Source organism: Streptomyces sp. TP-A0874 (genome assembly GCF_001748085.1).
Classification (GTDB): domain Bacteria; phylum Actinomycetota; class Actinomycetes; order Streptomycetales; family Streptomycetaceae; genus Streptomyces.
The window spans coordinates 559,960-585,151 of the sequence record NZ_BBZK01000005.1; the positions used below are offsets into that span (position 1 = coordinate 559,960).

The following is a 25,192-nucleotide window of genomic DNA, read 5'->3' on the forward strand; positions in this document are numbered from 1 at the left end:
GATATGACCGCCGCGCAGCCCCGCCACGCCTCCGCTTTCGATCCCTGGTCCGCCGAGTTCGTCGCCGACCCGTACCCGGCCTACGCGGAGCTCCGGGAGCGGGGGCGGGCGCACTACTTCGAACCGAGCAGGCAGTGGCTGATCCCGCACCACGCGGATGTGAACGCCCTGCTGCGCGACCGCCGCCTGGGGCGGACCTATCTGCACCGCTTCGACCACGAGGAGTTCGGGCAGACGCCGCCACCGCCCTGGCAGGAGCCGTTCCACACGCTCAACGGCAACGGGCTGCTCGACCTGGAGCCGCCGGACCACCCGCGGATCCGGCGGCTGATATCGAAGGCCTTCACCCCCCGGACGGTGCAGCGCCTGGCCCCCACCGTGCACCGGTTGGCGGACGAACTAGTGGCGGCGGTCTGCGCGGACGGCGGCGGGGACCTGCTCAGCCAGGTCGCCGAGCCGCTGCCGGTGGCGGTGATCGCGGAGATGCTCGGTCTGCCGGCCGAGGACCGGGCGCTGCTCCGGCCCTGGTCGGCGGCGATCACGGGGATGTTCGAGCTGAACCCGTCCGAGGAGGCGGCCCGCCGGGCGGTACGGGCCTCGGTCGAGTTCTCCGACTACCTCCGCGAGGTCATCGCCGCGCGCCGCACCGACCCGGGGGAGGACCTGGTCAGCGCCCTGATCGCGGCGCACGACGACGGCCATCGGCTCACCGAGCAGGAGATGGTCTCCACCTGCGTGCTGCTGCTCAACGCCGGCCACGAGGCGACGGTCAACACCACGGCCGGCGGCTGGCTGACGCTCTTCAGCCACCCGGAGCAGCTCGCCGCCCTCCGGGCCGGCCCGGAGGCGCTCCTCCCCACCGCGGTTGAGGAACTGCTCCGCTACGACACCCCGCTGCAGATGTTCGAACGCTGGGTGCTGGACGACATCGAGGTCGGCGGCACGGTCATCCCGCGCGGCTCCGAGGTCGCGCTGCTCTTCGGCTCGGCCAACCGGGACCCGGCGGTCTTCCCGGCGCCGGACCGGCTCGACCTGGCGCGTCCGGACAACCCGCACGTGACCTTCGGCGCCGGGATCCACTACTGCCTCGGAGCCCCGCTGGCACGGCTGGAGCTGACGGCCTCCTTCGGGGCCCTGCTGCGCCGCGCCCCGTCCCTGCGGCTGGCCGCGGAGCCGGAGTGGCGGCCCGGCTACGTCATCCGGGGGCTGCGCGGACTCCACGTCGAACTCTGACCGGTGCGGCGGCCGAGTGGTCGGCGACGCGGTCCTGCCCCGCGGGTCAGCCGACATCGCGGCGGCGGAAGGCGGCCAGGCCGGCCGCGGTGAGCACGGCCGCGCCGACCGCCAGGGCCAGCAGCGGTGCCGCGGCGGCCTCCTCGGCCGGCACCTTGGGCAGATGGGTGAAGGGCGAGAGGTCCAGTACCGGCTGTGGCAGGTCGAGCATCGGTCCGTAGAGACCGAGCAGCAGGAACGCGCCCACCAACCCCCAGGAGGCCGAGGTCAGCCGGGGCCGAGCGCCGAACAGCAGGGCCGCGACGGAGGCGACGAACCAGACGCCCGGGGCGAGCACCAGAGCCGCGGTGAGCAGCCGCCAGGTGTGCCGGCCGATGTCCCCGGCCGCCGCCCCGTACCCCAGGCCCATGCTCGCCCCGGCCGCCAGCAGCAGGACGAGGCTGCCACCCGCGGCGCACGCCAGATGGCCGGCCGCCCACCGGAGGCGGCCCACCGGGCCGGCCAGCACCGGCTCGGCGCGGTCCCCGGTCTCCTCCGAACGCATCCGCAGCACGGCCTGGACGGCGTAGACGGCGGTCAGCATGGCGACCAGGGAGAGCGTGGAGCCGAGGACGGCGTCGTCCATCCGCTGCGCGCCGCCCATCCGCCGGAAGGCGTCGGCGAGCGCTTCGTTGTCCCGCACGAGGTCGGAGGCGCCGTACGAGACCGCGCCGAAGGCGAGGCCGGCGACGGCCAGGCCGACGCCCCAGCCCATCAGCGTCCCGCGCTGCAGCCGCCAGGCCAGCGCGGACGGACCGGCCAGCCAGTCGGCTGCCCGCGGGCGGCCCGGTCTGGAGGGGAGCAGACCGGATTCCAGGTCCCGGCGCTCGACCAGGGCGTAGGCGAGGGAGACCAGGGCAATGGTCAGGGCCGCCGGCAGCAGCAGCACCGCCCAGCGCTCGCCGGCGAACGGCCGCACCTGCTCCGCCCAACCCAGCGGGGAGAGCCAGACCGGCCAGGACGGCCCGCCGTCCACCGCCGCGTCCCCGACGGCCCGCAGCAGGAACGCCACAGCCAGGACGCCGCCCGCCAGGGAGCGGGCGGCCCGACCGGTCTCGGTCAGCTGGGCGGCGACGGCGGCGACCGCGGCGAACACCAGAGCGGTCAGGGTGAAGGAGGCCCCCATGGCCAGTGCCCCGGCCCCGGGCTGACCCTGTACCACCAGGCCGACGCTGACCAGCGCGCCGAGAGCCGCGGCCGCGACGGCGGCGCTCGCCAGGCCGGCCGCGAGCGGCGCCCGCCTGCCGACCGCGCCCGCGCTGAGCAGCTCCAACCGCCCGCTCTCCTCCTCGTCCCGGGTGTGCCGCACCACGAGCAGCACGGCCATCAGCCCGGCGAGCGTGGCGGTGAAGCAGCTGAAGCGCCAGGCGGTCAACCCGCCGACCGAGGTCGGGTCGAACATCGGCCCGTAGAGGGCGCGCAGCGAGGCGTTGGTGGCCATGCCAGCGGCGAGGCCGGCACGCGACTCCGGGGTGTCGTAGAGCCCGGCGACGGTGGCCGCGCCGCTGACCACCAGAAGCCCGAGGGAGAGCACCCACGCGGGGGCCACCAACCGGTCGCGGCGGAGTGCGAGACGGAGCAGCGGCCGGAGGCCGGTGTGGGCGCTCATCGGGTGCCGATCCCTTCCGGACGTTCCCCCGGGCGCTGCTCGCCGAGCGTCGCCCGGCCGCCTTCCGGCTCCTGGTAGTGGCGGAGGAAGAGCTCCTCCAGCGTCGGAGGGGTGCTGGTCAGGGAGCGGACGCCGGCTTCGGCGAGGTGGCGCACCACGGCGTCGAGCCGGTCGCCGTCGACCTGGAGCCGCACCTGCCGGCCCCGGACTTCGCAGTCGTGTACTCCGGGCAGGGCGGACAGGCCCTCCGGCACGTCCGCCAGCTCAGCCGCCACGGAGGTGCGGGTGAGGTGACGGAGGTCGGCGAGTGAGCCGCTCTCCACGGTGCGTCCGCCTCGGATGATGCTGACCCGGTCGCAGAGCGCCTCCACCTCGCTGAGGATGTGGCTGGACAGCAGCACCGTCCGGCCCCGGTCGCGCGCTTCGACCACGCACTCCTGGAAGACCTCCTCCATCAGGGGGTCGAGCCCGGAGGTCGGTTCGTCGAGGACGAGCAGCTCGACGTCGGAGGCGAAGGCGGCCACCAGCGCGACCTTCTGGCGGTTGCCCTTGGAGTACGTCCTGCCCTTCTTGGTCGGGTCGAGTTCGAAGCGCTCCAGCAGTCGCGCCCGGCGGTTCTGGTCGAGGCCGCCGCGGAGCCGGCCGAGCAGGTCGATCACCTCCCCTCCGGAGAGGGAACGCCAGAGGTTGACGTCGCCGGGCACGTAGGCGAGCCGCCGGTGCAGCTCGACGGCGTCCTGCCAGGGGTCCTTGCCGAGCAGTCGGGCGGTGCCGCGATCGGCGCGCAGCAGGCCGAGGAGGATCCGGATGGTGGTGGATTTCCCCGAGCCGTTCGGGCCGAGGAAACCGTGCACCTCGCCGCTCTCGACGGCGAGGTCGAGGCCGTCCAGGGCCTGCGCCCGGCCGAACGACTTGTGGAGGCCGGACACGGTGATTGCCATCGTCATGATTTTGAACGTACGCGCTCTTCACAAAATTGTGAAGTTAAGGAAGTGTATAAACTGGCGTGGGCGTGGCGTCGGGACAAGATGGGTGTTCATGGACGGGAGAGAAGAGCTCCGGAAGGGCGAGGAGAGCGAGGTCTCACGCTTCGTCGAGCGCTTCGCCTCGGACCTGGTGGACGCCGGGATGCCGCGGATGCCCTCGCGGGTCTTCGCGGCGCTGCTCGCCTCCGAGGACGGAACGCTGACCGCCGCCGAACTGGGCGAGCGGCTGCGGATCAGCCCGGCCGCCGTCTCCGGGGCGATCCGGTACCTGTCCCAGGTCAGCCTGATCTCGCGGGAGCGCGAACCCGGCTCCCGGCGCGAGCGCTACCGGCTGCACAGCGACCAGTGGTACGAGACCTTCACCCAGCGGGACCGGATCCTGACCCGCTGGGAGAACACCCTGCGCTCCGGGATCGAGGCGGTGGGCGAGGACAGCGAAGCCGGCCGCCGGATCGCCGAGACCGAGGCGTTCTTCGTGTTCCTGCAGAGGGAGACGGCGGCCATGATGGACCGCTGGCGGCAGCACCGGGAGAAGACCGGCGGCTGAGCGGGGACCGGCGACCGGCGCCCGGGCGGGAACCGCCCGGCCTCAGCCCGTCTCCGACGGGGCCGGCTCCCGGGGCAGCACCAGCCCCCAGGCACCGGGCCGTACCGTCCAGGTGCGTCTCCCCACCGGTTCGCTGACCAGCGCGTCCGCCCGGTAGCGGAACTCCCGGCCGGAGACCGTGACCGAGCTGGCCCGGGTCCGCAGCACGTCCCCCGCTCCGACCGGCTCGCGCTCCATGACGACCTCCAGCAGACCCTTCGCGGTCGAGATCCGCACCTGCCGCACCGGCCGCTCCGGGCCCGCCAGCACCGCTCCGTCGGCCTCCACCCGCAGCAGCTGCCCGGGGACGAGCCCCCGCTCGACCTCGCTCCGCCGCTCCTCCGGACCGAAGTCGCCATCGGTCGGCGGCACCCCCTCCGATGTCCCGGGGCGCGGCCCGCCGTCCGCCGGAGCGTCTTCGGCGCCCAGCCTCAGCCGCCCCTCCTGCCGCCGCAACCGGTCACCGGCGGCGAGCCGGACCTGGCCCAGCGCCCGCAGCAGCGACCGGCCCGCCCGCCGCACCGGCGGAGGGGTGCCCGGCCGCGGGCCCGGTATCACCGCCGGCCAGGCCGGGAGCAGCAGGCCGCCCAGCACCACCCCGCCGCAGTCGTCGACCAACAGGTCGAGCCTTTGCTCCCGGCCGTCCAGGACGGTGCGCGCCGCCCGGACGGTGTCCATGGGCACCCCCAGCGACCGGGCCAGCGAGAGCCGGTCCACCGAGGCGCCCACCGGTACCAGCGCGAGAGAGCTCCCGGCCAGCTCCCGCTCCCGGTGCAGTATCCCCGCCACCGTGCTCAGCGCCAGGTCGTCCCCTATCACCACGGTCCGTCGGCGACCCCGGTGGGCGAGCGCCCGCGCGACCTCCGACGGGCCGTCCGGCAGCGAGATCTTCGCGGACGCCCCGGCGCTCAGTACGTCCCTGGCGATCCGGACGGACTCGCCGTCCACACGGCGCGCGACCGGGTCGATGACCACGAGCAGCGACTGCTCGCTGGGTCCTGGAGCCGACACCGCGGTCCTTCCTCAGGTAATCTCTCGGTGCAAGAGCCCCTGTCGCTGTTGCGCCAGGGGCTTCGTCTATCCGGGGCACCGGTCAACGGCTCTGGAGGCGGCACGCGAGCCAGTGGGCCCCGCGAGGTCGCCGCCGTGCACGTTGCACATGCCCCGCCCGGAAGGGGTGTACGCCTGTGCCCGCACTTGTGCTGCTCGGTGCTCAGTGGGGTGACGAGGGCAAGGGGAAGGCCACCGACCTGCTCGGCGGCTCCGTGGACTACGTGGTGCGCTACCAGGGCGGCAACAACGCCGGCCACACGGTGGTCGTGGGCGACCAGACATACGCCCTGCACCTCCTCCCCTCCGGGATCCTCTCCCCGGGGTGCACCCCCGTCATCGGCAACGGCGTCGTCGTCGACCCGGCGGTCCTGCTCTCCGAGCTGAGCGGACTGAAGGAGCGCGGCGTCGACACGTCCCGGCTGCTGCTCAGCGGCAACGCCCACCTGATCACGCCCTACCACACGACCCTCGACAAGGTCACCGAGCGCTTCCTCGGCAAGCGCCGGATCGGCACCACGGGCCGCGGCATCGGCCCGAGCTACGCGGACAAGATCAACCGGGTGGGCATCCGGGTCCAGGACCTCTTCGACGAGTCGATCCTGCGGCAGAAGGTCGAGGCGGCGCTCGACTACAAGAACCAGGTCCTGGCGAAGCTCTACAACCGCCGGGCGATCGCCGTCGACCAGGCCCTCGAGGAGCTGCTCGGCTACGCGGACCAGCTCCGCGGCTACGTCGCCGACACCACACTGATCCTCAACGACGCCATCGACGAGGGCAAGGTCGTCCTCTTCGAGGGCGGCCAGGGCACCCTGCTCGACGTGGACCACGGCACCTATCCGTTCGTGACCTCCTCGAACCCGACCGCGGGCGGCGCCTGCACCGGTTCGGGCGTCGGGCCGACCAAGATCAACCGGGTGATCGGCATCCTCAAGGCCTACACCACCCGGGTCGGTGCCGGGCCGTTCCCGACCGAACTGCACGACGAGGACGGCGAGGCGCTGCGCACGATCGGCGGTGAGCGAGGGGTGACCACCGGCCGTGACCGCCGCTGCGGCTGGTTCGACGCGGTCATTGCCCGCTACGCGACCCGGGTCAACGGCCTCACCGACTTCTTCCTGACCAAACTCGACGTGCTCACCGGCTGGGAGCGGATCCCGGTCTGCGTCGCCTACGAGATCGACGGCCGGCGGGTCGAGGAACTGCCGTACAGCCAGACCGACTTCCATCACGCCAAGCCCGTCTACGAGATGCTCCCCGGCTGGTCCGAGGACATCACCGGCGCCAAGAGCTTCGACGACCTGCCGAAGAACGCGCAGCGGTACGTCAAGGCGCTGGAGGAGATGTCCGGCGCTCCGATCTCCGCCATCGGCGTCGGCCCGGGCCGCACCGAGACCATTCAGATCAACTCGTTCCTCTGAGCCCACGGGGTTCAGTCGCTCCGGGCCGGCCGGCGAGCCGCTCGCCGGCCGGCCCGGAGCGGAGCACCTCGCCACCGTGGCCGGGCGCGCCGACGGTCCGTAGCCCGCGCGGCCGGTCAGCGCGGACCGTACACCGGGCCGGCGTACGGTCGGGCGGGGGAGAGGTTCTGCCACGCCGCGCGCAGTTCCTGGGCCTTGGTGAGCCGGAGGACGACCAGGATCGCGAGGACCCCGGCGGGGAGGGTCAACAGGTCGAAGGCGATGTCGGCCACGATGGCCCTCGCCTGCGAGGCATAGCCGCCGCCCTCCGCCTCGTCCTCCAGGCCGACGTTGATGAAACCCATCACGAACATCGCGCAGAACAGGCCCCACCAGCTGTTCAGCAGCGTGCGGGAGAGCACCGGCGGCCGATCGGGCAGCAGGCTGGCCGACCAGATGTCGTTGGCGATCTGCTTGGGCAGGTACAACTGGGCCACCGGCGTGAACCAGGCGCCGACCGCCCACCCACGGCTGAATCGCTGCGGTTCGGAGGCGAACGCCTCCGCGTTCTGCCGGACCCGGTAGAACCACAGCACCCAGAGCAGGACGGTCGCCAGGCCCAGCAGCGAGCCGATCGGGGCCAGGTGCTCCAGCTTCACCCTCCTCGCCTCCACCGCCGTGCTGGGGCCGAAGCCGCCGCGCTCCGCGAAAGCCGTGGCCAACCAGCAGTTGAGGAGCAGGTCGAGCACGACGTAGAGCAGCAGGCCGCCCATCACCGCGCTGGCGGCCACCGCGAGGCCGCGCGGAGACGTCCAGCGGCCGGTCGGCAGACGGAAACCGGGGCCGCCGTACGGGCCGCCCGGTGACAGCGGGGCGGGGCCGTACGGCGCGTTGTGCGGCGGGAGCATGCTGGCGGCTGACAGGCCGGGCGGCGGCGGGACCGGCTCCGACAACTGGGGAACCGGGGTCACCGGACGAGGCCCCGGCACCCGGGGATCGGGGAGTGCGGCGGAGCGGTGGGACCGCTCGGAGGCCGGCGGGGCCGGTGCCTGCGGACTCTCGACGTCCAGCAGTTGCAGCGCCTCCCGGCCCAGCCGGGCGAGCAGTCCGCCGGGCAGCCAGGGCTCGGCGTCGGGGGCGTCGCCGGGTGAACGGCCCTCGGCGAGCCCCTGGCCGGTGAGGCGGGAGACCTCGGCGAGGGTGAGCCGCTCCGCCGGGTCCTTGGCGAGACAGCCGGAGACCAGGGCGTGCAGCCGCTCCGGCAGACCCGTGAGGTCGGGCTCCGCCTCGGCGATCCGGTACATCAGGGCGTGCATGCCGCTGTCGATGCTGCCGAAGGGCTGCCGACCGGTGGCCGCGAAGGCGAGCACCGAGCCCAGGCAGAAGATGTCGCTGGCCGCCGTGACCCGCTCGCCCCGCACCTGCTCCGGGGACATGAACCCCGGCGAGCCGATGACCGCGCCGGTCGCGGTCAGCGCGCCGCCGGCGAGCGTCTCCATGCTGCGGGCGATGCCGAAGTCGATGACCCGGGGGCCGTCCACGGTGATCAGGACGTTGGCCGGCTTGAGGTCACGGTGGACCAGGCCGGCGGTGTGGATGTCCTCCAGGGCGTGCGCCAGTCCGTCGGCGAGGTGGAGCACCGAGCGCTCCGGCAGCGGACCGTGGTCGTGCTCGACGACCGCCTCCAGCGACGGCCCGCCTATGTACCCGGTGGCGAACCAGGGGTTGGCGGCCGCGGTGTCGGCGTCCAGCACCGGAGCCGTCCACCTGCCCCCGACCCGCTGGGCGGCCGCGACCTCCTGGGCGAACCGCTCCCGGAAGTCGCTCCGGGAGGCGAGTTCGGAGCGGACAAGCTTCACCGCGACGGTCCGGCCGCGCTCCGAACGGGCCAGGTAGACCCGGCCCATCCCGCCCTCACCGAGCCGGCCGAGCAACCGGTACCCGCCGATCCAACGCGGGTCGTCGGCCCCCAACTGCTGCATTGTGCGGCTCCTCCCCCCGTGGACCCGGCCTCTCCTACCGGACGCCCGATCAGGATAGAGGGCACCGGCGCGGCGTGGGCCCGGTGTCCACCGGAGCCGACCGGCTGCCTGCCGCGGCGGCCGAGCCACCCCGCCCGGCTGGGCCGGCCGATCGGCCCCGTCCGGGCGGCCCAGCCGGCTCTGTCCCCCGTGCGAGCTACCCGCAGGTGTCCACGGTGAGGTGACGATTCCGGGCCGCCCGATCCGTAGCGTTCCGACCAGTCGCGGCGCTCGAACCGCGGATCCGGTGGAGGAGTCCTCATGAGACTGGTATGGCAGCTCTTGGCCGTCGCGGCGGTCGCCCTGGCGGGGAGTCAGGCGGTGCGGGCGGTGGAAGGAAATCCGTGGCTCACGCTCGCCCTCGGCGTCCTGACGGCCGTGCTCGCGGTGCTCGTCTACGGGTGGGTGGTCCGGTGGAGCGAGCGCCGGCCGGCGACGGAGGTGGGTCGGGAAGGTGCTGGACCCGCCATCGGCCGGGGGACGCTGATCGGTGTCGGGCTGTTCGGGGCCGTCATCGCCAACCTCGCCTTCCTCGGCGGGTACGAGGTCAACGGCCTGGGCTCACCCTCGGGCACGGTGGGGCTGTTCGGCTTCATGGCCGCCGCCGCCGTGACGGAGGAGCTGATGTTCCGCGGCGTGCTGTTCCGGATCATCGAGGAGCGCACCGGCACCTGGATCGCGCTGTCGCTGACCGCCCTGCTGTTCGGCCTGGTCCACCGGATCAACCCGAACGCCAGCTGGTGGGGGGCGATCGCCATCGCGATCGAGGCCGGTGGGATGCTCGCCGCCGCGTACGTCGCCACCCGCAGGCTGTGGCTGCCGATCGGCCTCCACTTCGGCTGGAACTTCGCCGCCGCGGCCATCTTCAGCACCGAGGTCTCGGGCAACGACACCCCGCAGGGCCTGCTGGACGCCGCGACATCGGGCCCGACGTTGCTCACCGGCGGCGACTTCGGCCCCGAGGGCAGCCTGTACTCGGTGGCGTTCGGCCTGCTGGCGATGGTCGTGTTCATGTGGCTGGCCCGCCGCCGTGGCCACCTGATCCCCCGTAACCAGCGTGCTGTCCGCGCCGACGCCACCACTACACTCTCCCGGTGATCACCATGCGGCGCGCCCCGGAGCTGTGGCACCGGCTCGACGTCACGCTCCGGGATCTCCTGCTCGGAGTGCTGCTCCTCGCCGGGTCGCTGCTGCCGGTGCTCCACAGCTACGGGACACGAATCGGTGACCTGCCGAACCGGCCCTTCGACGCGCTGGCCGTCGTGGCGGTCGCCCTCGAATGCCTCCCGCTCGCCGTGCGCCGGCGGTGGCCGGTCGTCTGCCTCGCCCTGGTGTCGCTCGGCTTCGCAGCCGACCAGCTCCGTGGCTACCACTCGCTCGCAGGCACCGCGCTGCCCATCGCGCTGCTGAGCGTGGGCTCCCACCTGGAACGGCGCCGGCGCGCCACCGCGCTGCTCTTCTCCGCGGCGTACGTGCCGCTGGCGATCGCGCTCTCCCGGTTCGGCAGCGGCGAGACATGGGACGGCTTCCTGACGTTCTACCTGGCGCTGGCCTTCGCCTGGGGCATCGGGGCGTGGCTGCGCTCCACCCGGGCCATGGAGGCCGAACGCCGCCGCCGCGTCGCCGAGGACACCCGCGTCGCCGAGCGCACCCGCATCGCCCGCGAGCTGCACGACGTGGTGACCCACCATGTGACGGCGATGGTCGTGCAGGTCGAGGCGGCACGGTATCTGACCGCCGCGCCCGAGCGCCTGGACCAGACCCTGGCCGCCGTCACCGACACCGGCCGGCGGGCCATCACCGACCTGCGCCACCTGCTCGACCTGCTCAACCCCGACCACGGCGGCGCGGCGAGGACCTCACCGGTCGGCGGACTCGACACGCTCGTCGAGCAGACCCGCCGGTCCGGGCAGCCGGTGGAGTTCACCGAGGAGGGCACCCCGGCGGAGTCGTCCGGCAGCGCCGACCTGGTGGCCTACCGGGTCGTGCAGGAGGCCCTGACGAACGCCCTCAAGTACGCCCACGGCAGCCGCACCTCCGTCCGGGTGCGCCACGGGGAAGGGGAGATCACGGTGAAGGTCAGCACGGAGGGGTCCGGCCGGCGGGCCGGTTTCCCCGCCGGGAGCGGTCGGGGACTCGCGGGCCTCCGGGAACGAGTGGATGTCCTGGGCGGCGAGTTCAGCGCGGACTCGGAGACGGGCGGCGGCTTCACGGTTCGGGCGCGCATCCCCGCGGCGAGTACCTCGTGACCGCACCGATCCGCGTCCTGGTCTGCGACGACCAGGTGCTGATCCGCACCGGACTGGCGACCATCATCGACGCCCAGCCCGACCTCCAGGTGGTGGGTGAGTGCGGGGACGGGCAGGCCGCGGTCGACCTCGCCGGTCGGCTCCGGCCGGACGTCGTGGTGATGGACGTGCGCATGCCGGTGCTCGACGGCATCGAAGCCACCCGGTTGCTGGCCGGTGCCGGGGTGCCGCGCCCCGTCAAAGTACTGGTGGTGACGACCTTCAACCTCGACGAGTACGTCTACGAGGCGCTGCGCGCGGGGGCCAGCGGGTTCCTGCTCAAGGACGCGCCGCCGGCCCAGCTGCTCCACGGCATCCGCACCGTGGCCACGGGGGCGGCACTGCTGGACCCGGAGGTGACCCGCCAGCTCGTGGGCAGGTACGCCGCCCGGATACGGCCCAACGAGGCGACCCGGCAGGATGTCTCGTTGACCCCGCGGGAGCTGGAGGTCCTCCGGCTGATCGCCGACGGCCGCTCCAACAGCGAGATCGCCGGAACCCTCCTGATCAGCCAGGAGACCGTCAAGACCTTCGTCTCCCGCATCCTCACCAAGCTCGATCTCCGCGACCGGGTGCAGGCCGTCGTCTACGCCTACCGCCAGGGCCTGGTCACCTGAGGCGTGGCCTCGGAGACGGCACCTGGTCGTGGAGCCCCCTCGGAACCCGCCGGCCCGCCGAGCCCGCGGGCCGCCGGCGGCTGCCGTCGCACGCCTGACAGGGACGAGGGGTAAGCCCTTAGGGTGGCCGGCATGGCCTCTCACATCGATCCGCAGGCGGGACAGGCCGTCAAGGCCGCCGACCGAGCCCACGTTTTCCACTCCTGGTCCGCGCAGGGCCTGATCGACCCGCTGGCGGTGGCCGGTGCCGAAGGCTCGTACTTCTGGGACTACGACGGCAACCGCTACCTCGACTTCTCCTCCCAGCTGGTCAACACCAACATCGGCCACCAGCACCCGAAGGTCGTCGCCGCGGTCCAGGAGCAGGCCGGGAAGCTCTGCACGATCGCGCCCGGCTTCGCCGTGGACGTCCGCTCGGAGGCGGCCCGGCTCGTCGCCCGCCGCACCCCGGGTGACCTGGACAAGATCTTCTTCACCAACGGGGGCGCCGAAGCCGTTGAGAACGCCGTCCGGATGGCCCGGGTGCACACCGGCCGCCCCAAGGTGCTCTCCGCCTACCGCTCGTACCACGGCGCCACCGCGGCGGCCATCAACCTCACCGGCGACCCGCGGCGTTGGGCGTCCGACACCGCCTCGGCCGGCGTGGTGCACTTCTTCGGCCCCTTCCCGTACCGCTCGAACTTCCACGCCACCAGTGAGGCGGAGGAGGGGCAGCGGGCGCTCGAGCACCTGGAGCAGCTGATCGCCTTCGAGGGGCCGCAGTCGATCGCCGCGATCATCCTGGAGACGATCGTCGGCACGGCGGGCGTCCTGGTGCCGCCGCCCGGCTACCTCGCCGGTGTCCGGGAGATCTGCGACCGGTACGGCATCGTCTTCATCCTGGACGAGGTGATGGCGGGCTTCGGCCGCACCGGCCGCTGGTTCGCCCTCGACCACTTCGACGTCACCCCGGACCTGCTGACCTTCGCCAAGGGCGTCAACTCCGGCTACGTGCCGCTGGGCGGGGTGGCGATCTCCGCGGAGATCGCGGCGACCTTCGAGGAGCGCCCCTACCCCGGCGGTCTGACCTACTCCGGCCACCCGCTGGCCTGCGCGTCGGCGGTGGCGACGATGAACCTCATGGAGGAGGAGGGGATCGTCGAGCACGCGGCGGAGATCGGCAGCACGGTCATCGGACCGGCGCTGCGGGAGATGGCCCAGCGCCACCCCTCCGTCGGCGAGGTGCGCGGTATGGGCGTCTTCTGGGCACTGGACCTGGTGAAGGACCCGGAGACCCGGGAACCGCTGGTGCCCTACAACGCCTCCGGGGCGGCGAACGCGCCGATGGCGGAGTTCGCGGCGGCCTGCAAGCAGGGCGGGCTGTGGCCGTTCGTGAACATGAACCGCACCCATGTGGTGCCGCCGTGCACGATCACCGCGGAAGAGGCCAAGGAGGGCCTGGCCATCCTGGACGAGGCGCTGTCGGTGGCCGACGCGCACGTCGGCTGAGGAGCGGCGAGCGCCGGGCGCACGGGCCTCCGACGGCCCCCCGCCCGGCGTTCCCCGGGGGAGCCGGGATCGGTCCAATTCCCGGCCGGCTTCGCCTATCGTGATCCGCGGTCCGCGTGCACGGCGCGGCTCGGAAACGGCGGAAGAGAGATCCCGAACATGCCCGGCAGCGGCGGTGGCAGAGGTGGCAGCGGCGCCCGATCGGCCGGCGCGGCGAGACCCTCCCGCACCACGGTCACCCGCAACACGCTGCGGCAGCAGATCGCCGACGCGCTCCGCGACGAGGTGGTGGCCGGCCGGCTGCCGGCCGGGCAGCACGTCAGCGTCAAGGAGATCGCCGAGCAGTACGGGGTCTCCGCCACCCCGGTGCGGGAGGCGCTGGTCGACCTCTCGGCGCAGGGCCTGATCGACCTGGAGCACCACCGCGGCTTCCAGGTGCACCGCTTCGGCCCGGAGGATTTCCGGGCCATGGTCGAGGCCCGGACGCTGGTCGTGGAGGCCGTCATCGACCGGATCGACGGCCGGCGGTCCTCGCCGGCCACCGCGGCCGCGCTGGTCTCCGTGCGGCGCCGCGCCGAGGAGGCCTGCCGCGCCTCGCGCGCCGGCGACCTGGACATCCTCATCGGTTACGACCTGCGGTTCTGGCGGGAACTGAGCAGCCTGATCGGCAACCAGTACATCTGCGACCTGCTCGACCGGATGCGGGTGCAGGGCTGGGTGTTCACCGTTCCCCACCTCCGCCGGAAGTCCGACCTCAAGAGCCGTCTCTGGTGCCGCCACAGGGAACTCGTCGACGCCGTCGAACGCGGTGACGGAGAGGCCACCCGGCAGATCATCGCCGACTACGACAACCACGCCCTGGCGCTCCTGGAGGAACTCCCCGCCACGGACGGGACACAGGTCGCCAACGCGCCGCCGACCGGTGGGGGCGAGCGCGACGCGGGCCTGGCCCCGCTCTCGTGAGACCGACGGCCAGCGGGGCCGTGCCGCCGCAGCGGCCTCGGCCCGCCGCCACCGCGCCCCCGGACCTGTCCGTGATCATCCCCGCCTACAACGAGGAACGGCGGCTCCGGCCCGGCATCGACGAGGTCTGCCGCTACCTCAGGGACGCCGCCCGCCCGGCCAACTCCCCCCGGTGGGAGGTGATCGTCGTCGACGACGGGTCGACCGACGGCACCGCCGCCATCGCCGAGGAGGCCGCCGCGGACGAGCCGCGGATCCGGATACTGCGCGCCCCGGTCAACCGGGGCAAGGGGCACGCCGTACGCATCGGCGTCCGCGCCTCGCGCGGCCGGCGGGTGCTGTTCTGCGACGCCGACCAGGCGACCCCCATCGAGGAGTTGGCGCTGCTCGACCGGCGGCTGGACGAGGGCTTCGCCGTCGCGATCGGCTCGCGGGCCCGCCCCGACTCCCGAGTGCAGGCCCGCCAGCATCCGGCCCGGGAACTGCTGGGCAAGGCGGGCAACCAGATCATCCGGGCCCTAGCGGTGCCCGGGGTCCGCGACACCCAGTGCGGATTCAAGCTCTTCGACGGGGAGAAGGCGCGGACGGCCTTCAGCCGGGCCCGCACCGACGGCTGGGGCTTCGATGTCGAGATTCTGCGGATCTTCCACGAGAACGGCTGGCCGATCGCCGAGGTACCGGTCCGCTGGTCGCACCGGCCCGGCTCCAAAGTGGGGGCGCTGGACTACGCCAAGGTCCTCGCCGAGGTGGTACGAGTCCGGCTGCGCACCGCCGCGCCCCGGACGACGACGGGGGGAGAGCGTTGACCGACACGGCGAGGACCGGCCTAGCGGCGGACCACCCCGAGGCGGACCACCCCGCAGACAACACCGGACAGCGGCGCCCCGCCCCGGGGAAGACCCTGCTGCGCAGGGCGGCCGTACCGCTGGGGTACCTGCTGGCCGCGCTCCTTCTCTACGCACACCTCTGGGCCGACCTGGACCGCCGCTACCTCGTCGACAGCATGCGCGACCAGAACCAGTGGGAGTGGTTCTTCGGCGTCACCGCGCACCACGTCCTCACCGGCCAGGACCCGCTCTTCAGCACCCTGCAGAACTTCCCCGACGGTGTGAACCTCATGGGTAACACCGTCATGCTCGGGCTCTCGGTGCCGCTGGCACCGCTGACCCTCTGGCTCGGGCCCACGGTGACCTGGGCGGTGGTGCTGACCGGAGGGCTCGCCGCCACCGCCACCGCCTGGTACTGGCTGATCCGCTCCCGGGTGACCGCGAACCGGGCGGCGGCCGTCCTCGGCGGGGCGGTCAGCGCCTTCGCGCCGCCGATGATCTCGCACGCCAACGCGCACCCCAATCTGGCGGTGCTGTTCGTCATCCCGCTGCTCATCGACCGGGCGCTCCGGCTGTGCGAGGGGCGGCGGGTGGGCCGGAACGGCGTGCTCCTCGGGCTCCTCACCGCATGGCAGATCTTCCTCGGCGAGGAGGCCCTGCTGCTGGCGGTCAGCGGCATGCTGGTCTTCGCACTCTGCTACGCCGCCCTCCGGCCGAGCGTCGCGCGGGCCGCCGCCGGGCCGCTGCTGCGCGGCCTGGCGATCGCCACCGCAGTCTGCCTGCCGCTCGTCGCCTACCCGCTGTACTGGCAGTTCTTCGGCGACCAGAGCTACCGGAGCATCCTGCACGGTCCCACCGGCAACCCGCTGCTGGCCTTCGTCGAGTTCTCCGGACGGGCACTCGCCGGCGACCGGGCCACCGCCGACGCCCTCTCCCTCAACCCGACCGAACAGAACGCCTTCTACGGCTGGCCGCTGGTCGCGCTGCTGCTCGGCGTCGTGGTGGCGCTCTGGGAGCGAGCCGTCGTCAAGGCGCTGGCCTGCACGGCGGTCGCCGCCGCGGCACTCTCGCTGGGCTCGGAGATCTCGCTGACGGGCAAGGAGGGCGAGAGCCCGCTGGCCCCCGGCCCCTGGCAACTGCTCGACACGCTGCCGCTGCTGGAGTCGGTGATCGAGTCCCGGTACGCCATGATCTGCGCTCCGGTCAGCGGGATGCTCCTGGCGCTCGCCTGGTCCGGGGTGGCCCGGGCAGCGAGGTCGGTCCAGGAGGGGAACGCGGTACCGCCGCCCTCGCCCGTGGCCGGCCCCGCGGCGACCGACTCCGACGGCTCCGAAGAGGGCGGCGGTGCGTTTGGCGGAGCCGGCCCGGAGGAGGGTGGGGGCCGTCCGCCGGTGTCGGCCCGCGACCGGCGGAACCGCGCACTGGTCGTCCGGGTCGCCGGCTGCCTGGTGCTCGGCGCCGCCCTGCTGCCCGTCGTCCCGCGTCCGCTGGAGGCCGTGGACCGGCCGGAGGTTCCGGCGTTCATCGCCGACGGGAGCTGGCGCCCGTACCTGCTCCCGGGGCAGTCCCTGGTCCCGGTGCCGCTGCCCTCGCCGGCGGAGGCCACCGCCCTGCACTGGCAGATCACCGCCGACTACGGCTTCCCGCTGCCGGGCGGCTACTTCAACGGACCGGCCGGTCCGGACCGCACCGGTATCTACGGTGCGGAGCCGCGCGCCACCAACGACCTGCTCACCGCCGTGCGGAACACCGGGGAGATCCCGGAGATCGGGGCCGCGGAGCGGCGAGCGGCCCGCGCGGACCTCGACTTCTGGCGGGCCGGGGTGCTGGTGCTGGCCGACCAGCCCAATGTGGAGGCCCTGCGGGTCACACTCGACCGGCTCACCGGTCGGGCCGGTGAGCGGGTCGGAGGCGTCTGGGTCTGGGACGTGGGCTGAACGCCGTCCGCCCGCGTGTCGGAGGGCGGGCGGGGCGACGCTCCAGGACATCCGGGTGCCGATGCCGACCGGGGGTGATGCCGGTACGGTCCTTCGGCAACTACGCTGTTGCGACCCGTGCCGTCCATGACCTGAGAGCGAGCGCCCGTGGCGTGTGACCTGTGGCTGGTCCCCCTTGTCGACGTGCTGTGCCACAGCCCGGACAACCCCTTCGCAGAAGAGATCGCCCTCTACGACCGCGCCCTGCACGAGGCGGGGCTGCCCCCCGTGCCGGTCTTCGGCTACATGCCCGGGCTGACGGGTGACGTCGCCCCCGTCGCCGGCTTCGACTACGACGCCCTGCACTTCCTCCGCCGGGCCTACCTGCTCCAGGTCTGCGGACTCCCGGTGACTCCGGTGGACGAACTGGGCGGGGACTACGAGCAGTTGCTGGAGATGTTCGAGAGCACCGCCCAACAGTCCCACCTGGTCTGGCACTACGACCACGCCGGCGCGTACGTCCCGCTGGACTTCGGGGCACCGCTGGCCAACGAGGAACTGCTCGCCGGCGGCGGCCCGCTCGGTTCGGGACACGGTCTGCTGCGGGAACTGGAGGCAGTCGCTCCGGCGATCGGCATCGACCCGGGCAACCCGCCGGCCGCCCCCGCCGCTCCGGAACGGCCGACCACCCTGGAGGAGCCCGCGGCGGTCGGCCTGTACGACGACAGCCCATACGGGCGGGAACGCCACGTCTGGCTCGGCCTGCACGCCGCCGTGACCCGGAGCCTCGGCCAGGGTGCCATGATCGTCTTCAGCTGACGCCCGGCCGGGAAAGGCCGGGATCGGTGGCCGCACCGGGGAGCGGCCGGGCCGACCGCCCCGGCGCCGCCGGGGCGGCGCTCAGCGAGGCGGCTCGGGCGGGCGCTGGCGCGGCATGTTCGGCCGGGCACCGGGCGGCAGCGGCAGCCGGGTGACGGGCTGGGTGCCCTGCGTCCGGGGTCCCCAGGGCACGAGGGCCTGTATCCGCAACGGCGCCGAGCCCGATCGGAACTCGACCATCCAGTCGGCGGTCTCGGCGCGCACCAGGTCGGTGACGTCCTCGGAGAAGCGCCGCAGCACGGAGAGGCAGCGCTCGGCCGCCTCGCTCGCGGTGCCCTCGGTCGGGCCCAGCACCTCCCGCACGCTCTCCGAGGCCCAGTCGAACTGCAACGCCTCCAGCCGCCGCTGCACCGCCTGCGCGGTGGCGATCTCCCGCATCCAGCCCGAGGTCAGCCCGAAGAAGCGGTCCGAGCCCGCGCAGACGGCGGCTCCGAGCAGGGCCAGATAGCCCCAGGCGGCCCCGCCGCCGAGCACCCCGGCGAGATCGAGCATCGGCAGCAGGACGCCGGTGGCGGCCGAGACGGCCGCGCCCACCCGGAGGATCCGCGCCGTCCGGCGCTTCCACCGCCGGTCGGCGAGATACCAGTCGACGGTGTAGAGCGCGCGCTCCTCGACCCAGCGGTACAGCTCGTCGAGCCGCTCGGCCGGCTCGGCCCAGTCCCCCAGCGGGATGGGCTGGCCGAGGAGATCGCCGTGCTTTCTGCCGGCATCCTCACGGGGTCCTTCGGGTTGCGTCTCCGATTGGCTCACCCGTGTACTCCCTCTGCCTCTGGATCGGCGGTGCGGTCATGCTGACGCGGCACTGGCGCCGCATCAGGCCGTGACGACTGTTGTACGCCTTCTTCCTACCGCCGAACGGTTGGGCTCAGGAACGGAATCGTGGCACTTACCTCAGGAAACGCCGTGCCATCAGGTATAAGCGCTCACCGCGCCGGACTCAATTCGCCCGAAAGAGTGGCCAGGGTCAAACCCGGACCCCGTCACGCCGGCGGCTGAGGCGGGGAGGGGCGGCGGCTCGGGGACCCGACCCGGCCGACTACGCTGCTCCGCGTGAAGGTCCTCGTCATCGGCGGCGGCGCCCGCGAACACGCCCTGTGCCGCTCCCTCGCCCACGATCCCGACGTCACCGCGGTGCACTGCGCCCCCGGCAACGCCGGCATCGCCGAGATCGCCGAGCTGCACCCGGTCGACGTCCTCGACGGCGCGGCGGTCGCCGCGCTCGCCGCCGAACTGGACGTCCAACTCGTGGTGGTCGGCCCGGAGGCGCCGTTGGTGGCGGGCGTGGCGGAGGCGGTGCGCCAGCGCGGGATCGCCGCGTTCGGCCCCTCCGCGCTCGCGGCCCAGCTGGAGGGGTCCAAGGCGTTCGCCAAGGACGTGATGGAGGCCGCGGGCGTTCCCACGGCGCGCAGCCGCGTCTGCTCCACCGCCGAGGAGGTCGACGCCGCGCTGGACACCTTCGGCGCCCCGTACGTGGTGAAGGACGACGGCCTCGCCGCCGGCAAGGGCGTGGTGGTGACCGGCGATCGAGCGGAGGCCCGGAACCACGCGCTGGCCTGCGACCGGGTGGTCATCGAGGAGTTCCTGGACGGTCCGGAGGTCTCGCTCTTCGCGGTGACCGACGGCGAGACCGTGGTGCCGCTCCAGCCGGCCCAGGACTTCAAGCGGGCGCTCGACGGCGACCGCGGACCGAACACCGGAGGCATGGGCGCCTACTCCCCGTTGCCCTGGGCCGAGCCGGGGCTGGTGGACGAGGTGCGCCACAAGGTGCTGCAGCCCACCGTCGACGAGCTGCGCCGACGCGGTATGCCGTTCTCCGGCCTGCTCTACGCCGGGCTGGCGATCACCTCCCGGGGCGTGCGGGTCATCGAGTTCAACGCCCGCTTCGGAGACCCGGAGACCCAGGTGGTGCTGGCCCGCCTCCGGACCCCGCTGGCCCGGCTGCTCCATGCCGCCGCGACCGGGGAACTGGCCCAGCTGCCGCCGCTCAGCTGGAGCGAGCAGGCCGCGGTGACCGTGGTGATCGCCTCGCACAACTACCCGGGCACACCGCGGACCGGGGACCCGATCAACGGTCTGGAGGAAGCCGGCGACACGGCCGAGGAGGCGTACGTGCTCCACGCGGGGACCAAGCGGGACGCCGACGGCCGTACGGTGAGCGCCGGCGGCCGGGTGCTCTCGGTCACCGCGACCGGTGCCGATCTGGCGGCGGCACGGGCCGGTGCGTACCGCGCCGTCTCCCGTATCCGCCTCGACGGCTCCCACCACCGCTCGGACATCGCGGCCCGAGCCGCGGCGGACTCCTGAACCGGTCCGTGCCCCCGCGTACCGCCGCCGCACTGATCGGGAGGCGGTCCTGCCGGGGTCGCTTCGCGGCAGGCGGGGCAAGTACACAGACCCAGCCCTGACAGTCCCGGCCCCCACCGGCACTCCCTCGACACGCCTTCCTCAGCAGTGCTCCCTCAGCAGTGCTCCTTCGCACCGCAGCCGCCTCGCCCGGGACAACCCTTAGCTGACCGGCTCCAATCGACTCCCTGGCGCGCTCCGCGGCAGGGGCGGCAGAGCGGCCCGGTCCTGCCCAAGGCCATTCCATCGAGTGACGACCTTCTCGTCCTGCTGACGCGCGTCGACCCCGCGGTTAGGGTTCCCCGCACATGGCCCGCACCCGCCGGGGACCGTGTCCGGCAACCGGCCCACCGGCATTGCGGTGTCGGCGCCCGGTGCCACAGTGGGGGGAGCACAAAGCCGTCAAATGTGTCAGTGCAGCGGGTCAGCAGGGGGTGAACTTCGATCGTGTCCAAGAAGGCCGGTGTGGAGCCAGGCCTGCTTTTCGCGCGCTCCAAGGCCCTGGCGGTGCTGCGGGTCCGCGGTTCCGCGTCGGCCCTCGCCCTACTGCCCGCCGCGCTCGCGGTGGTGCTCTTCACCGCCGAGGCCACCGGCCGGTTGGGCGGCCCGGGCTGGGACACGGCGCTCTGGGGCCTTTCCGGGGCGGCTGTACTCGTGCTGCTGTTCGCGGCCGCGGTGTCGGCGGTGGTGGTCCGGGCCCGGCCCGCGCTGACCCCCATCGTGCCGATCGCCGAGAGCACCGCCCCCGAGCTCTACCGGCTGGTCGGCGAACTCGCCGACCGACTGGAGGTCCCGGCGCCCTCCTCCATCGCGCTCACCCCGGACTGCGACAGCTGGCTGGAGGAGCGTGCCCATGCCGCTCCGGAGGCCGCCGACCGGCGGTCCGAGGCCCGCCGGCGGCCACCGGTCCTGGTCATCGGCTCGCCCTTCCTCTGGTGGCTTCGGGTGGCCGAACTCCGGGCGGTGCTAGCCCCGGTGGTGGCGGGGACCGGCCCCTCGGCTCATCCGGACATAGCGGCTGCCCGCCGTTTCGTGCGCGGGCTGGACGCCGCGGTCGCCGTCTCGGACCGGAGGGCGGCTCTGGCCCCCGTTGGTTGGGCGGTGCGGGCGATGCTCCGCGGCTGCCGGGAGCATGCCGAACAGATGGAGCGGGGCGTGGCCGTGGCCGCCTCCACCCGGGCCCGCACGGTCGACTACGGCCTGCGGATCGCCGCCCAGGAACAGGTCGGGCTCGCCTACGCCGGCTGGGACCGGCTACTGACCAGGGTGGCGTTGCCGGCCTGGCGGATGGGTCGCTGGCCCGCGCGGCTGGACGCCGGGGTGGTCTCCGCGCTCACCGAACTCTCCCGGCGGGACCGGCTGGCCGACGGTTTCACCTCCCGGCTGAGCGAGCCCCCCGCCTGCGATCTGCTGGAGGAGCCGGATTCGGTGGACGAGGCGGCCTCGCTGCTCGCGGCGCGGTTGTTCCACGGCGGTGCGGCCGAACCTGGCCCCGACTGGGCCCCGCTGCGCTGGGCCGACTACCCGGCGGAGGTCGTCGACCGGAAGTGGCGGGTGGAGGCGGCGAGGCTGCACCGGCTGCTGGAGGAGCCCCCGCCGCCCGAGGTGCACGCCGCGCCCGCGGTCACCGGTGGCGGCCGAGCCGCATGGCACTCGAACGCCGGCCAACTCGGGGCGCTCTCCGCCACGCTCCGCAGACCGCCGGTGGGGCCCACACTGGCCGGGGTCGTCGACCGGTTCGCGGCGGCCGGCGGCAGCGGGCAGACCGAGCGGCTGGCGGCCCGGCTGGAGGCGGAGACGAGCCGCGCGGAGCGGCCGGACGGCGGTGCCGAAGCCGCCCCGTCCGTCGCCCCGTGGGACGAGGGAGCGCTGCCGCTCTTCCCGCTGCGGGCGCCGCGGACCGGGAGGGAGTTGCTCGCCGACCACATCGCCGCGATGGTCTGCTGCGCGGCGGTGGACGGCGGAGCCGCCGTGCCGGGTATGGACTGGCTCGATGGTCCGGTGCTGCTGATCGCCGGGGTGCGCGCAGCGGACCTCCACCCGCCGGTGCGCGCACTGCTGGAGGACGGTGACCCGGCACCGCTGCGGAGGTGGCTCGATGCCGCCGGAGTGCGTCCGGAGAAGCCGGTCCGGCTGGTCTGAGCAGGAGCGGAAACCGCCGCGGCGAGGACGGCGAACGCCCCTCGGCCTCGATGGGTGATGAGGCGACCGCGTAATGTGATGTGCTGTCCCTGCCTCGTTCGGCGGCAGCGCCGTCGCGGGCGAGCACCGGGCCGGAGGCGTTTGGCGGAGGGTGGGCGGATGAGCGCGGAACGGATTCGGCGTCCGGGGTCGGAAGCGCCGGGGTACGCCGTCACCGATCCGTTCGGCCCCGGGCCGGTGCCCCGGCACCTCGAAGGGGCGCTCGCCACAGCGGGGCTCGGCCTCCCCGGATCCCGCCCCCTGCCCGGCGGTGGGGCGGAGGAGCACGACGGCCGGTCGGGCGCCGCCGCCTCCCGGGTCGCGGACGATGTGCACGGCCAGATCAAGGGCTTTCCGTCGGTCGGCGCCGTTGCCCCTGGTGAGACCGTGGACTTCCGCATCACCGTCGCCCGTCCCCAGCGGTTCGGCGCCGAGGTCTACCGGATCGGCCACTACCGCGGTGAGGGCGCCGCCAAGGTCGGTGGCAGCCCGCGGTTAGCCGGAATCGTCCAGCCCGCCCCGCTCAGGGCCGAGCGCACCGTCTCCTGCCACCACTGGTGGCAGTCCTGGCGGCTCCGGGTGCCGGCGCAGTGGAGCAGCGGCGCCTACGTGGCGGTGCTGACCACCGCCGACGGCTACCGCAGCCACATCCCGTTCCTGGTCCGCGACGACCGTCCGGCCGACCTGCTGCTGGTGCTGCCCGACATCACCTGGCAGGCGCACAACCTCTATCCGGCGGACGGCAGGACCGGCGCGAGCCTGTACCACGCCTGGGACGGGGACGGCCGGCTGCTGGGCGAGGAGTCCGCCGCGAGCACCGTCTCCTTCGACCGGCCGTACGCCGGTGCGGGCCTGCCCCCGTACGTCGGCCACGCTTACGACTTCATCCGCTGGGCCGAGCGGTACGGCTACGACCTCGCCTACGCCGAGTCCAGCGATCTGCACGCCGGTCGGGTCGACCCGACCCGGTACCGCGGCCTGGTCTTCCCCGGCCACGACGGGTGCTGGTCCGTTCCGATGCGCCGCGCCGTGGAGCGGGCCCGGGACGTCGGCACCTCCCTGGTCTTCCTCTCGGCCGGCACCATGTACTGGCAGGTGCAGCTCTCCGAGTCGCCGGCCGGGACCCCGGGGCGGCTGCTCAGCTGCCGCAGGCGCCGGGCCGGTGGCCGTGGGGCGCTCTGGCGCGAGCTCGGCGAACCGGAACAGCGGCTGCTCGGAATCCAGTACGCCGGCCGGGTCCCCGAGCCGCAGCCGCTGATCGTGCGGAACGCCGAGCACTGGCTCTGGGAGGCGACCGGGGCAGGGGAGGGCGACGCGGTGGCCGGGCTGGTGGCGGGCGAGGCCGACCGCTATCACCCCAGGACGCCGCTGCCGGAGCACACCGGCCGCATCCTGCTCGCCCACTCGCCGTACGAGGACGCCGGCGGCGCCCACCGGCACCAGGAGACCTCGCTCTACCGGGCCCCGAGCGGGGCGCTGGTCTTCGCCTCGGGCACCTTCGCCTGGTCTCCGGCGCTCGGCCGGCCCGGCCACACCGATCCCAGGATCCAGCGGGCGACGGCCAACCTCCTCGACCGCGTCTGCAAGCCCGCATGAGCGGTGGCGGCCCCGAGCGGCAGGCCCCAGGCCGCCGGCGACCTGCGCATACGGAAGAATCAGCACCGAATTCCCGCAACTACCGAGCGGAGGCAGCGTGTCCGGATTCGTCGAGAAACCCGAGCCCGTGCGGGTGCCCGGCCTGGAGCATGTCCACACCGGCAAGGTGCGCGACCTCTACCGGAACGCCGCCGGCGACCTGGTCATGGTCGCGAGCGACCGGATCTCCGCCTACGACTGGGTGCTGCCCAGCGCCATCCCGGACAAGGGCCGGGTGCTCACCCAGCTCTCACTGTGGTGGTTCGAGCAGCTGGCCGACCTGGTGCCGCACCACGTACTGAGCGAAGAGGTCCCCGAAGGGGCGCCCGCCGACTGGGCGGGCCGCACCCTGGTCTGCCGCTCGCTGCGCATGGTGCCGGTGGAGTGCGTCGCCCGGGGCTACCTCACCGGTTCGGGCCTGGCCGAGTACGAGGAGAACCGCACGGTCTGCGGGCTGGCCCTGCCCGAGGGGCTGGTGGACGGTGCGGAGCTGCCGGCCCCCATCTTCACCCCGGCCACCAAGGCCGCGGTCGGCGACCACGACGAGAACGTCTCCTACGAGGAGGTGGCCCGGCAGGTCGGTGCGGACACCGCCGCCCAACTGCGGCAGACCACCCTCGCCGTCTACGGCCGTGCCCGGGACATCGCCCGCAGCCGGGGCATCATCCTCGCCGACACGAAGTTCGAGTTCGGCCTCGGTGGCACCGGAGAGGGCGAAGAGGAACTCGTGCTGGCGGACGAGGTGCTCACCCCGGACTCCTCCCGGTTCTGGCCGCTCGACGAGTGGCAGCCCGGCCGGTCCCAGCCGTCCTTCGACAAGCAGTACGTCCGGGACTGGCTCTCCTCTCCCGAGGCCGGCTGGGACCGGCATGGTGAGCAGCCGCCGCCCGCGCTGCCCGCCGAGGTCGTCGAGCGGACCCGGGCCAAGTACCTGGAGGCGTACGAGCGGCTGACCGGGACGCCGTGGGAGTGATGCCGGAGGAGCACCCGCCCGCAGCCCTCCCGGCCTGCGCCCGCTCCGTCGGAGGCGAGGACGTGGACGACCCAGGGACGCCCAATCCTGGCATGTTCCGGACACAGCGGGTGAGGGGCGCCGGGCATCCGCCAAGGATGGGGGCCGGGCGCCGGTGG

20 protein-coding genes are annotated in these 25,192 nt (G+C 73.6%); 15 read left to right on the plus strand and 5 right to left on the minus strand.

All coding sequences use genetic code 11. The features are described from left to right. Positions 1-3 precede the first annotated feature (3 nt). The gene (locus BGP73_RS10045; protein WP_069813859.1) at positions 4-1,233 is read left to right on the plus strand and encodes a cytochrome P450; all 1,230 of its coding nucleotides are present in this window, start codon (positions 4-6) and stop codon (positions 1,231-1,233) included. 46 nt (positions 1,234-1,279) lie between these two features. Here BGP73_RS10045 and BGP73_RS10050 read toward each other — a convergent pair whose 3' ends face one another. Together BGP73_RS10050 and BGP73_RS10055 are read right to left on the minus strand one after the other, a co-directional pair. After that, positions 1,280-2,881, minus strand: a complete 1,602-nt coding sequence (locus tag BGP73_RS10050) for an ABC transporter permease (RefSeq protein ID WP_069813860.1) — start codon at positions 2,879-2,881, stop codon at positions 1,280-1,282. Beyond that, positions 2,878-3,828 carry an ABC transporter ATP-binding protein gene (locus tag BGP73_RS10055; protein ID WP_069813861.1) on the minus strand — a complete coding sequence of 317 codons (951 nt, stop codon included), beginning with the start codon at positions 3,826-3,828 and terminating at the stop codon, positions 2,878-2,880. The genes BGP73_RS10050 and BGP73_RS10055 overlap by 4 nt, the downstream gene beginning before the upstream one ends. A 91-nt stretch (positions 3,829-3,919) precedes the next feature. Here BGP73_RS10055 and BGP73_RS10060 point away from each other — a divergent pair, with 91 nt between their 5' ends. Continuing rightward, the gene (locus tag BGP73_RS10060; protein WP_069813862.1) at positions 3,920-4,414 is read left to right on the plus strand and encodes a GbsR/MarR family transcriptional regulator; all 495 of its coding nucleotides are present in this window, start codon (positions 3,920-3,922) and stop codon (positions 4,412-4,414) included. Between the two features lie 42 nt (positions 4,415-4,456). Here BGP73_RS10060 and BGP73_RS10065 read toward each other — a convergent pair whose 3' ends face one another. Next, entirely contained in the window at positions 4,457-5,464 is a 1,008-nt protein-coding gene (locus BGP73_RS10065) for a diacylglycerol kinase (RefSeq protein WP_244501148.1), read from the minus strand. 176 nt (positions 5,465-5,640) lie between these two features. On the opposite strand from BGP73_RS10065, the gene BGP73_RS10070 reads away from it, so the two are divergent. After that, a complete protein-coding gene (locus BGP73_RS10070) occupies positions 5,641-6,924 on the plus strand; it encodes an adenylosuccinate synthase (protein WP_069813863.1) in 1,284 nt (427 codons plus the stop codon). Between the two features lie 116 nt (positions 6,925-7,040). On the opposite strand, the gene BGP73_RS10075 is transcribed toward BGP73_RS10070, so the two are convergent. Further along, entirely contained in the window at positions 7,041-8,885 is a 1,845-nt protein-coding gene (locus BGP73_RS10075; protein WP_069813864.1) for a protein kinase domain-containing protein, read from the minus strand. A 300-nt stretch (positions 8,886-9,185) separates the two neighbouring features. Between BGP73_RS10075 and BGP73_RS10080 the strand changes: the two genes are divergently transcribed. The 8 genes from BGP73_RS10080 (at position 9,186) to BGP73_RS10115 (ending at position 17,842) form a co-directional block, all read left to right on the plus strand. Further along, positions 9,186-10,022, plus strand: coding sequence for a CPBP family intramembrane glutamic endopeptidase (locus BGP73_RS10080; protein WP_069813865.1), 837 nt, complete (start codon positions 9,186-9,188; stop codon positions 10,020-10,022). Beyond that, positions 10,019-11,173 carry a histidine kinase gene (locus BGP73_RS10085; RefSeq protein WP_170837803.1) on the plus strand — a complete coding sequence of 385 codons (1,155 nt, stop codon included), beginning with the start codon at positions 10,019-10,021 and terminating at the stop codon, positions 11,171-11,173. Before BGP73_RS10080 ends, BGP73_RS10085 begins: the two co-directional genes overlap by 4 nt. Next, positions 11,170-11,829 carry a response regulator gene (locus BGP73_RS10090; protein ID WP_069813870.1) on the plus strand — a complete coding sequence of 220 codons (660 nt, stop codon included), beginning with the start codon at positions 11,170-11,172 and terminating at the stop codon, positions 11,827-11,829. Before BGP73_RS10085 ends, BGP73_RS10090 begins: the two co-directional genes overlap by 4 nt. Positions 11,830-11,961: 132 nt before the next feature. After that, positions 11,962-13,317 carry an aspartate aminotransferase family protein gene (locus BGP73_RS10095; RefSeq protein ID WP_069814015.1) on the plus strand — a complete coding sequence of 452 codons (1,356 nt, stop codon included), beginning with the start codon at positions 11,962-11,964 and terminating at the stop codon, positions 13,315-13,317. A gap of 159 nt (positions 13,318-13,476) precedes the next feature. Further along, positions 13,477-14,280: a GntR family transcriptional regulator gene (locus BGP73_RS10100; protein WP_069813871.1), complete on the plus strand. Its 804-nt coding sequence runs from the start codon at positions 13,477-13,479 to the stop codon at positions 14,278-14,280. A 71-nt stretch (positions 14,281-14,351) separates the two neighbouring features. After that, on the plus strand, positions 14,352-15,086 hold the full coding sequence (locus BGP73_RS23910) for a dolichyl-phosphate beta-glucosyltransferase (RefSeq protein WP_069813873.1): 735 nt from the start codon (positions 14,352-14,354) through the stop codon (positions 15,084-15,086). Continuing rightward, a complete protein-coding gene (locus BGP73_RS10110) occupies positions 15,083-17,044 on the plus strand; it encodes a hypothetical protein (protein WP_069813875.1) in 1,962 nt (653 codons plus the stop codon). The genes BGP73_RS23910 and BGP73_RS10110 overlap by 4 nt, the downstream gene beginning before the upstream one ends. Positions 17,045-17,191: 147 nt before the next feature. After that, positions 17,192-17,842 carry a hypothetical protein gene (locus BGP73_RS10115; protein WP_069813877.1) on the plus strand — a complete coding sequence of 217 codons (651 nt, stop codon included), beginning with the start codon at positions 17,192-17,194 and terminating at the stop codon, positions 17,840-17,842. 81 nt (positions 17,843-17,923) lie between these two features. Here the strand turns inward: BGP73_RS10115 and BGP73_RS10120 are convergent, their stop codons facing one another. Further along, positions 17,924-18,652, minus strand: a complete 729-nt coding sequence (locus tag BGP73_RS10120; protein ID WP_069813879.1) for an SLATT domain-containing protein — start codon at positions 18,650-18,652, stop codon at positions 17,924-17,926. Between the two features lie 300 nt (positions 18,653-18,952). Between BGP73_RS10120 and purD the strand changes: the two genes are divergently transcribed. The 4 genes from purD to BGP73_RS10140 all read left to right on the plus strand — a co-directional run bounded on the left by purD (position 18,953) and on the right by BGP73_RS10140 (position 25,034). Further along, complete coding sequence (gene purD / locus BGP73_RS10125; RefSeq protein WP_069813881.1) at positions 18,953-20,206, plus strand: phosphoribosylamine--glycine ligase; 1,254 nt, start codon at positions 18,953-18,955, stop codon at positions 20,204-20,206. A gap of 486 nt (positions 20,207-20,692) precedes the next feature. Then, positions 20,693-22,387, plus strand: coding sequence for a hypothetical protein (locus BGP73_RS10130; RefSeq protein ID WP_069813883.1), 1,695 nt, complete (start codon positions 20,693-20,695; stop codon positions 22,385-22,387). A 159-nt stretch (positions 22,388-22,546) separates the two neighbouring features. Then, a complete protein-coding gene (locus BGP73_RS10135) occupies positions 22,547-24,022 on the plus strand; it encodes a N,N-dimethylformamidase beta subunit family domain-containing protein (RefSeq protein ID WP_069813885.1) in 1,476 nt (491 codons plus the stop codon). A gap of 97 nt (positions 24,023-24,119) precedes the next feature. Further along, positions 24,120-25,034, plus strand: a complete 915-nt coding sequence (locus BGP73_RS10140) for a phosphoribosylaminoimidazolesuccinocarboxamide synthase (RefSeq protein WP_069813887.1) — start codon at positions 24,120-24,122, stop codon at positions 25,032-25,034. Positions 25,035-25,192 lie beyond the last annotated feature (158 nt).